Origin of the sequence: Sandaracinobacter sp., assembly GCF_041909755.1 — a bacterium.
In the GTDB taxonomy this organism is placed as follows: domain Bacteria; phylum Pseudomonadota; class Alphaproteobacteria; order Sphingomonadales; family Sphingomonadaceae; genus Sandaracinobacteroides.
The window spans coordinates 1-9,107 of sequence record NZ_JAYRCW010000098.1 but is presented as its reverse complement, the minus strand read 5'-3'; the positions used below and the strand labels follow the sequence as shown (position 1 = coordinate 9,107).

9 protein-coding genes are annotated in these 9,107 nt (G+C 67.2%); 4 read left to right on the top strand and 5 right to left on the bottom strand.

Features of this window, described 5'->3' with window-relative positions:
* Positions 1-61: 61 nt before the first annotated feature.
* From ACE3O8_RS11555 to ACE3O8_RS11540, 4 genes are read right to left on the bottom strand one after another with little or no spacing between them, the layout of a single operon-like run.
* Positions 62-517, bottom strand: coding sequence for a PaaI family thioesterase (locus tag ACE3O8_RS11555; protein ID WP_374389891.1), 456 nt, complete (start codon positions 515-517; stop codon positions 62-64).
* A 4-nt stretch (positions 518-521) separates the two neighbouring features.
* The gene (locus ACE3O8_RS11550; RefSeq protein ID WP_374389889.1) at positions 522-1,217 is read right to left on the bottom strand and encodes an SDR family NAD(P)-dependent oxidoreductase; all 696 of its coding nucleotides are present in this window, start codon (positions 1,215-1,217) and stop codon (positions 522-524) included.
* Positions 1,214-1,804 carry a 2-hydroxychromene-2-carboxylate isomerase gene (locus ACE3O8_RS11545; protein ID WP_374389887.1) on the bottom strand — a complete coding sequence of 197 codons (591 nt, stop codon included), beginning with the start codon at positions 1,802-1,804 and terminating at the stop codon, positions 1,214-1,216. The genes ACE3O8_RS11550 and ACE3O8_RS11545 overlap by 4 nt, the downstream gene beginning before the upstream one ends.
* Entirely contained in the window at positions 1,788-2,300 is a 513-nt protein-coding gene (locus ACE3O8_RS11540) for a winged helix-turn-helix transcriptional regulator (RefSeq protein ID WP_374389885.1), read from the bottom strand. Before ACE3O8_RS11540 ends, ACE3O8_RS11545 begins: the two co-directional genes overlap by 17 nt.
* 794 nt (positions 2,301-3,094) lie before the next feature.
* Between ACE3O8_RS11540 and ACE3O8_RS11535 the strand changes: the two genes are divergently transcribed.
* From ACE3O8_RS11535 to ACE3O8_RS11520, 4 genes are all read left to right on the top strand, one after another.
* Positions 3,095-4,153 carry an alpha/beta hydrolase family protein gene (locus ACE3O8_RS11535; protein ID WP_374389883.1) on the top strand — a complete coding sequence of 353 codons (1,059 nt, stop codon included), beginning with the start codon at positions 3,095-3,097 and terminating at the stop codon, positions 4,151-4,153.
* 154 nt (positions 4,154-4,307) lie between these two features.
* On the top strand, positions 4,308-5,363 hold the full coding sequence (locus ACE3O8_RS11530; RefSeq protein ID WP_374389882.1) for an S-(hydroxymethyl)glutathione dehydrogenase/class III alcohol dehydrogenase: 1,056 nt from the start codon (positions 4,308-4,310) through the stop codon (positions 5,361-5,363).
* A 59-nt stretch (positions 5,364-5,422) separates the two neighbouring features.
* Entirely contained in the window at positions 5,423-7,399 is a 1,977-nt protein-coding gene (locus ACE3O8_RS11525; RefSeq protein WP_374389880.1) for a TonB-dependent receptor, read from the top strand.
* Between the two features lie 86 nt (positions 7,400-7,485).
* A complete protein-coding gene (locus ACE3O8_RS11520) occupies positions 7,486-8,397 on the top strand; it encodes a TraB/GumN family protein (RefSeq protein ID WP_374389878.1) in 912 nt (303 codons plus the stop codon).
* A gap of 22 nt (positions 8,398-8,419) precedes the next feature.
* Here the strand turns inward: ACE3O8_RS11520 and ACE3O8_RS11515 are convergent.
* On the bottom strand, positions 8,420-9,107 hold a 688-nt coding region (locus ACE3O8_RS11515; protein ID WP_374389876.1), incomplete at its 5' end, for an alpha/beta fold hydrolase.

Genomic DNA, 9,107 nt, shown 5'->3' with positions numbered 1-9,107 from the left:
GCGAGGCGGCCGGCGGTGAGCGGCGGGGAGGCGACATCGTCCGACGCGCTGCTGGCCATGTTCAGGGCTTTCTGTCTTCGGCCGGCATGTCGAAGACCAGTAGGGTGGAGGTAGCCGTGGCGCACAGGCGCCCTTGGGCATCGTGCAGCGTCGCTTCCGAAAAGCCGACGCGGCGGCCAACGGTGATGATGCGGCCGGTGGCACGCACCTTCCCACTGCGATCTGTGAGCGCCTTCAGATAGGAGACTTTCAGTTCCAGCGTGGTGTGGCCGCAATTGGCCGGCAGCGCCGACTGGACCGCCATGCCGCAGGCGCTGTCGAGCAGCGTCGCCGCATAGCCGCCATGAACACTGTCCATCGGATTATAGTCGCTGCTGTCCGGCGTGCCTTCGAACACCACGCGGCCGCGTTCCACCTCAACGATCGCCATGCCGAGCTTCTTAAGCAGCGGGGCCTGCATGCCACCGGCGACACGTGCCCTCAGTTGGCTGAGGCCGTCTTCTGCTGCGTCTGCCATGTCGTCACCAGGGTTCGTGGAAGGGGCGGACTTCGGCCAAGAAGGACCAGGCGTCGCGGGGTTGGTGGGCGAGGTGCCAGACTTCCTCGGCTATGGACGCCGGCGAGGTGTAGAAGTCGTCGGGCTTGTCAGGCCGCATTTGCCGCTGCCACGGCACGTCGATCGACGCGTCGATGATGAGATATGCGACGTGGACGCCCTTTGGTCCAAGGTCGCGGGCGAGGGATTCGGCGAGGATGCGCTGAGCCGCCTTTGTGGGGGCGAAACCGGCGAACGCCGCACGGCCACGCTGTGCCGAGGTGTTGCCGGTGACGATGATGGCGCCTTCGCCGGCGGTGACCATAGCGGGGGCGGTGAGTTGGGCGAGATGCAGCAGCGCCATGGTGTTGACGGCGAAATTCTGCTGCAGCGTTTCGGGGGCAATCTCTAGGAACGTGCCCCAAGCACCGCCGACAGCATTGTGGACGACGATGTTGGGGGCGCCAACTTGGGTGATGGCGGCTTCGAGCGCCGCTCGGTCGCTGACGTCGCAGGTGATGGCGATGGAGTCGGGAATCTCCTTCTCGAGCGCGGCGAGACGTGCGGCGTCGCGGGCCAGCATGGCGACGCGATAGCCGCCCTTGGCGAAGCGTCTGGCCACGGCGGTGCCGGTGCCCGGGCCGACGCCGGTGATCAGCGCGAGGGGCTTGGCAGCGCTCATGCTGCGGCCTTCCGGGCGAGTTCCTCGGCGAGGAAATCCAGCCGGTCGTTGCCGAAGAACAGGGTGTCGCCGACGAACATGCTGGGGGTGCCGAAGACGTCGCGAGCGACGGCTTCGTCGGAATTGGCTTCCAGCGCTACCTGGGTCTCGGGAAGGTCAATGCGGGCGGCGATGCCGCTGGTATCGATACCGGCGGCAGCGAGGGCGGCGACGACGTCGTCGGAGGTCGGCAGCGTCGTCTGCTCGCTCCAGCAGGCGCGGTAGAGCGCCATTGTCACCGCCAGCGCCTCGGTCGGCGTGGCAGCGGCAAGGACGGCGCGGCCGGTGGCATCGCCGTCGACGGCGCGCATGTCGGCGGGGTTCAATGCAATGCCATAGCGCCCGGCCCAGCGGCCGAGATCGCGGCCGGCATAGCGGCCCTTGGCGGCACAGGTGATGGTGGTTGGCACGTTGCCGACACGCTCCATCACCTTCAGGATCTGCATGGGGCGCAGGATCAGCTCGACATCCATCTTTACCAGCTGGGTGAACGCCAGATAGCTGTAGGGACTGCGGAAATCGTAGAATATCTCAACCTGTTGCGTCATCGGACGAGCCTTTCTGTAAATTGAGCAGGCGGCGCGTACCGGCATCGGCCGCGGGGCCGGGACGCAGGCGGGCGCGGCCGGCGGGAACGGCCCGGCGGGTTTCGGGGTCGATCAGGCCAAGGCGCAGCGGGCGGCCGGTGTCGGCGTCGAAGGTTTCGACGGATGGCGCGCCAAAACCGCTGGCATCCCATCGGTCCCCCCATTCCCGCAGCGCGAGCAGCACCTTCCAAAGATCCCGGCCCTTGGCAGTGAGGTGATATTCGTCGCGTGGCGGGTTGTCCTGGTATCGGACACGCTCGACGATGCCGACGTCGACGAGTTGCTTCAGCCGCGCCGAGAGGGTGGCGGCGGGGATGCCGATGCTGGTGCGCAGATCGTCATAACGGCTGAGCCCGAACGTCAGATCGCGGATCAGCAGTACCGCCCAACGATCCCCGATTAGCTCCATCGCGCCGGCAATTGAGCAGCGCATGCCGGCAAAGGATTTGGCTTTCATCAAACGTCCAGCGAATCACTTCAATGACTGAAGTATGTGCCCGTATGAGGTTCGATGCAAGCACATCTCGCTGGTTGGATTTGCACAGTTCACCAAAGCCTGCGCGGGCTGCTACCCTTGTTGACGACGCGATCCTTGGGGCTGGGGCGTTTTGCAACAGTCGTAGCGGCCGTTACGAGGTGTTCCGGTGCCACGGCAGCTATCTGGTCCCTGACGCTTAAGATCGGTCAGTCGGCAACCGGCCCCATTTCTGCCATTTGAGCCCTGGCTTTGGCGGACAGATCAGGAATCGAACTCGCGTTGAACGCGCTGGATCGACCATGGGCCTGCACCAGGGATTCGGCCGAGACTAGCCACCTGACTTGCAATTTTGAATGCTGCTACAAAAGTTGCTACAAATCTCGACGAGGGCATTCTGTAACCAATTGATTGTTATCGATAAAATACAGATGGCGTGCTATCCCTCCCTCTCCGCCAGTTTCTGTCAATTTGTCATTGTGGAACGAAAAATCGGTGGGTTCGCCCCACCGGGTGCGCTGTCGCGATTCTTGCCACGAGCAGAGCCATGGAATCAGCCGCGGACGGCGTGAGGGCCGTCAGCTTTGCGCCCCCAATTCGGTCGTTCAAACCGTTCCCGCAGCTTCCCGAAAGCTGCCCGCCTCTCTCTGGCGTCGCGCTTCTGCTTGTGTCACCACTGCAATCGGGGGGTGTTTATGGGCCACATGTTCATTTCCAATTTCCATCGGGATCAGAAAGTCGCCCGCCGGCCGGCTTATGCGGTGGGGGGAGCCGGGGTGATCCGGCGCCTGCTTCTGCTTCTCTGCCTGCTCGGACTCGCCTCAGGGCCGGCGCTGGCGCAAACTGATGCCCCGGATGGCACGCTGCTGTCCTCCGAACCTTGTCCGCCCGATCCGAACCGCTCCTACGAGGACGTCGTCCGAATGGTCCGCACGAACCTCGACAGCGAGGTGGAGGCGGCGCGTGAGGAAAATCTGGTCATGCCGCCGATCAGCGATGCACAGCTGGCGGCGGCGCTTTCGGATCGGGCCCGGATCGAGGAGGGGCTGGCCTATCGCGGCTTCGAATGCCGGGTGATCAGCTACGCGAGCGGCGGCTTGCGGATCGCCGGGCTGTTGTGGAAGCCCATCGACACCGAAGGCAAGCGCCTGCCGCTGCTGATCGCGCTGCGCGGCGGCAACAACAAGTTCGGACCGATGCACCCATGGACGTACCAGGGCTGGCACGCCCTTCTGAAGGCCGGCTATGTGGTGCTTGCCACGCAGTATCGCGGCGGGCCGGGCAGCGATGGCTCTGATGGCTTTGGCAGCCGGGGTGACCTCGACGATGTCCGGAACCTGGTGCCGCTGGCGCAATCGCTGGGCTATGTCGACACGTCGCAGACCTTCTTGTTCGGCGGCTCCCGCGGGGGGATGCAGGCCTATATGCTGGCGCGGGAAGGGTTTCCGATGCGCGCCATGGCCATCCGGGCCGGCGCCGGCAGTGTGCGCGACGCGAAGCGGCCGAAGTTGATACCGATGCGGGCCCGCATGATGACGGACTATGCCGCAGACCCGGAGGCCGCGCTGGACCGCCGATCTGCCATTTTGTGGGCGGATGAGATCAAGGTGCCCACGATCCTGTTTCATGGCACCGCCGACTGGCGCGTGCCGGTCAAGGACGCGCTCGACGTGGCGCAGGGGCTGAACAAGGCCGGCACGCCATTCGCCCTGCACATCTATGAGGGCGACACCCACTCGATGACGCTGAACGCGCCGGACATGCTGGAGCGGACGCTTGCCTTCTTCGAACAGTTTCGCACTGGCACGGCCGACGAGGGGGCCGGACGACCCTGAGCCGAGGCAATGCCGATGATCCGCGCTGACGGGGTGGCGATTGCCTTCCGGCAGCGGGAAACATTTGCGCCTGCCCTTGCCCCTGCCGCCTGTCATTCGCTAGGCCCGGCCCATTGACCGGGCGGCCTGCGGGCCGGGGCAGAAAGGGTTGACCATGAAGACACGTGCCGCCGTCGCCTTCGAGGCGAAGAAGCCGCTGGAAATCGTGGAGGTGGACCTGGACGGCCCGAAAGCGGGTGAGGTGATGGTGGAGATCAAGGCCACCGGCGTCTGCCACACCGATGCCTACACGCTGGACGGGCTGGATTCCGAAGGCATCTTCCCCTCCATCCTGGGCCATGAGGGCGCAGGGATCGTGGTGGAGGTTGGCGCGGGCGTCACCTCGGTGAAGCCGGGGGATCATGTGATCCCGCTGTACACGCCGGAATGCCGCCAGTGCAAAAGCTGCCTTTCGGGCAAGACCAACCTCTGCACCGCGATCCGCGCCACGCAGGGCCACTATATGGGCTGCTCGACCTTTTCGAACTTCACCGTGCTGCCGGAGATCGCGGTGGCGAAGGTGCGCGACGACGCGCCGTTCGACACCAGCTGCTACATCGGTTGCGGGGTGACGACGGGGGTGGGCGCGGTAACGAACACCGCCAAGGTGCAGGTGGGCGAGAAGGTCGTTGTGTTCGGGCTGGGCGGCATCGGGCTGAACGTGATCCAGGGCGCGCGGATGGTGGGCGCCGACGTGATCGTGGGCGTGGACATCAACCCGGACCGGGAGGCCTGGGGCCGGAAGTTCGGCATGACGCACTTCATCAACGGCGCCGGCAAGAGCCGCGAGGACGTGATCGCGGAAGTTCTGGCGCTGACGGACGGGGGCGCGGACTATAGCTTTGATGCGACCGGCAACACCGAGGTGATGCGGACCGCGCTGGAATGCTGCCACCGGGGCTGGGGCACCTCCATCATCATCGGCGTGGCCGAGGCGGGCAAGGAAATCGCCACGCGGCCCTTCCAGCTGGTGACGGGGCGCAACTGGCGCGGAACCGCCTTTGGCGGCGCCAAGGGGCGGACGGATGTGCCGCGGATCGTGGACTGGTACATGAACGGCAAGATCGAGATCGACCCGATGATCACCCACCGGCTGCCGCTGGAGCGGATCAACGAGGCGTTCGACCTGATGCACCGGGGCGAAAGCATCCGCAGCGTCATCCTTTTCTGAGGCTGCGCCTGACGTTTCCGATGCTTGCGCGCCCGGCGCGAAGCCCGCAGGAGGCCGGCATGCGGACCCTGGCTGTTTCCTGTGCGGCGCTGATGGCGCCGGCCGCCCTGGCGGCTGATCCCGGCGAGATCCTGGTGCTGGGGCGCGGCCTTGCGGCCGGGCCGGGCATGCCCGCTTATGGATCGGTGCTGATCGACGGCGCGCGGCTGGCGGAGGCCGGGCGGCTGGAAACCGCGCTGCTGGACGTGGCGGGGTTCCAGCAGTTCCGCCGCTCTGACAGCCGATCTGCCAACCCGTCTGCGCAGGGCGCGACATTGCGGGCGCTGGGCGGGAACGCCGCCAGCCGGGCGCTGGTGACGCTGGACGGCGTGCCGGTTGCGGACCCCTTCTTCGGCCATATCCCCTTCACTGCTCTGGCGCCCGAGCGGCTGGGGGCCGTGCGGGTGACGCGTGGCGGCGGATCGGGCGCCTTTGCATCGGGCGCGGTTGCGGGAACGATCGAGCTGTTGAGCGCGGACCGGGCGGCGCTGCCCGATGCGCTGGTTCAGGCGGAAGCGGGCAGCCATGGATCGACCGGGCTGCTGGGCGGAGTGACCGCGGACCTGGGCGGCGGCCATGCCAGCCTGTCGGGCCGGTGGGACCGATCCGACGGGTTCTGGACGACGCCTGCGGCGCAGCGGGTGCCGGCATCGGCGCGGGCGGCGAACGATGGGTGGAGCCTGTCTGGCCGGGCGGTGGTGCCGGCGGGCGAGGCGGAGATCCAGGCGCGGGTGCTGCTGTTCGGCGATGCGCGGACGCTGCGCTTCAAGGGCGCGGATTCGACGAGCGAGGGGCAGGACGCCAGCATCCGGCTGGTTTCGCGCGGGGCGTGGCAGGTGGATGCGCTGGCCTATGTGCAGGCGCGGAACTTCACCAATATCGTGGTGAGCGCCACGACCTTCCGGCCCACGCTGGACCAGCGCAACACGCCGGCGACGGGCGTTGGCGGCAAGCTGGAGCTGCGCCCGCCGGTGGGCGACGCGCATCTGCTGCGGCTGGGCGGGGACCTGCGCCGGGCCGAAGGGACGATGTTCGAGACCGCGTTCAACGCGGCCACCGGCGCCGTCGCCGCGCGGAGACTTGCGGGCGGCGACCAGCTTTCGGCGGGGCTGTTCGTGGAGGATGACTGGACGCTGGGTGAACTGGTGCTGACGGGCGGCGCGCGGCTGGACCATTGGGCGATCCGCAACGGCCGTTATGAAAGCCGCAATGCCGCCGGGGCGCCGACGCTGACGAGCAAGTTTCCGGACCGCAGCGACTGGCGGGTGAGCGGCCGCGCCGGGCTGCTGTGGCGGGCGACGGGGGCGCTGAGCCTGCGGGCGGCGGCCTATTCCAACTTCCGCTTGCCGACGCTGAACGAGCTGTATCGCCCGTTCGTGGTGTTCCCGGTGACGACGGAGGCGAATTCGGCGCTGAAGCCGGAGCGGCTGGAAGGGGTTGAAGGCGGCGTGGAGTTCCAGCCGCTGCCGACGATGCGGCTGGCGCTGACGCTGTTCGACAACCGGGTGCGCGACGCCATCGCCAATGTGACGGTTGGCCCCAACCTGCGGCAGCGGCGCAATGTTTCCGCGATCGCGGCGCGGGGGCTGGAGGCGACCGGCGCGCTGTGGATCGGTGCCATCGACCTTTCGGGAAGCCTGGCCTGGACGCACAGCCGGGTGCGGGCGGGCGGCACCGCGATGGACGGGATGCGGCCTGCGCAGGTGCCGGACCTGATGCTGTCTGCGACAGCGGCCTGGCGGCCCGTGGAGGGGGCCGACCTGTCTGCCACGCTGCGGCATGTGGGCGCGCAATATGAGGATGACCTGGAGACGGACCGGCTGCCGCCTGCGACGACGCTGGATCTTTACGGGCGGCTGGAGCTGCGCCCCGGCCTGTCGCTGACCGGGCGGGCCGAAAACCTGTTCGACGAGACGGTGGTGACGCGCAATGCGGGCGGCTCCATCGACCTAGGCACCCCGCGCACGCTGTGGGTGGGGCTGCGGGTGGAGCGCTGACCGGCGCCGGTGTGCCGCCACTGGGCCTGCGCCGGGGTTTCGGCTAGCAGGCGAAGGTGGCCCGACCGGCGCCCGAAGGATGGGTCATGAAGTTGCTTGTGCGTTTGCTGTTGGTTCTGTTTGCCTTGGTGCTGCCGTCCGTTGCGGGCGCGGCGCCGGACGGGGTGACGAAGCGCGGGGGGATCGTTGACGCGGATCCCGCCCTCTGGGTGATCCGCGATGCGGACACGACCATCTATCTGTTCGGCACCATGCACATGCTGAAGCCGGGGCTGTCGTGGTTCGACGAGGGGATCGCCCGGGCCTTTGCCGCATCTGACGAGTTGATGCTGGAGATCCTGCCGCTGGACGACCCTGCCGCGCTGGCGCCGCTGCTGATGGAGCTTGCGCAGGATCCCGGCGGGCGGACGATGGCGAAGCGGCTGAGCGCGGATGACCATGCCGCCTATTCGGCGCGGCTGACGGCGATGGGGGCCTCGCCCGCGGATCTCGACAGGTTCGAGCCCTGGTTCATCACGATGAACCTGGCGGTGGCCGACTATATGCGGCGCGGCCTTTCCTATCAGAGCGGTGTCGAGAGGGTGCTGGAAGGGGCCGCGAAATCCGCGGGCAAGTCGATCACCGCGCTGGAGACGGCGGAGGAGCAGATGCGGATGCTCGATTCCGTTCCGGACGAGGAGCAGGTTGCCGCGCTGATGTCCTTCGTGCGCGACGGTGACAGGCTGTTGGACCAGATGGACGAGCTGATCGGCCATTGGGCGGCCGGCGAGGCGGAAGCCGCGGGCAGGCTGATGAACGACGGGATGGCGGACACGCCGGAGACGGCCCGCATCATTCTGACGGAGCGCAACCGGCGATGGGTTGACCAGCTCGTCGAGCGGCTGGACCGGCCGGGCACGGTGTTCGTGGCGGTCGGCACGGGGCACCTGATCGGGACGGACAATGTGCGCGCGCTGCTGGAAGCCAGGGGGCTGACGGCGGAGCCGGTTCCCTATTGAGCCGGGGGCATCCCGGCCCGGCCTAGAGAAACGCCTTCAGGTCGGCGACGAAGCGATCGAACTGGTCGTGGTGCAGCCAGTGGCCGGCATTTTCATATTCGACGACACGGGCGTTGCCGAAGTGGCGGATGCGGCCGTCGCGCTCGGGGTTCGAAGCCCAGCTGTTGGCGCCATACATCAGCAGGGTGGGGCAGCTGATGCGGGACCAGAGCGTTTCCACCTGCGTCTGCGTCATGTCTGAATCGCCCCAGATGTTGAGATAGGGATCGAACTTCCAGCTGTAGGTGCCGTCCTCGTTCTGGTTGACGCCGTGGATGGTGAGGTGGCGGGCCTGATCCTCGGAGAGGTGCTTGTTTTCCTCCATCATGCGGGCGAGCGCGGCGTCCTGGCTGGGATAGCGGCGGGGGGTGCGGCCGGCGGCGGCGCGCTTCTTTTCGATCCAGGCGCGGGTGCGTTCGGCGAAATCCACGGCCTCGCGCTCGGCCAGCATCTTCGGGCTTGGGCCAAGCCCCTCGATCGCGACGAGGCGGCGGACCTTTTCCGGGTAGAGGCCCGCATAACGCAGCGCGATGTTGCCGCCCATGGAATGGGCGACGATGGTGACGGGCTCGACCTTCAGCTGGTGGATGAGCTGGGCGAGATCATAGATGTAGGAGAGGGTCTTGTACTCCCCGTCGGCGGACCACTGGCTGTCGCCATGGCCGCGCCAG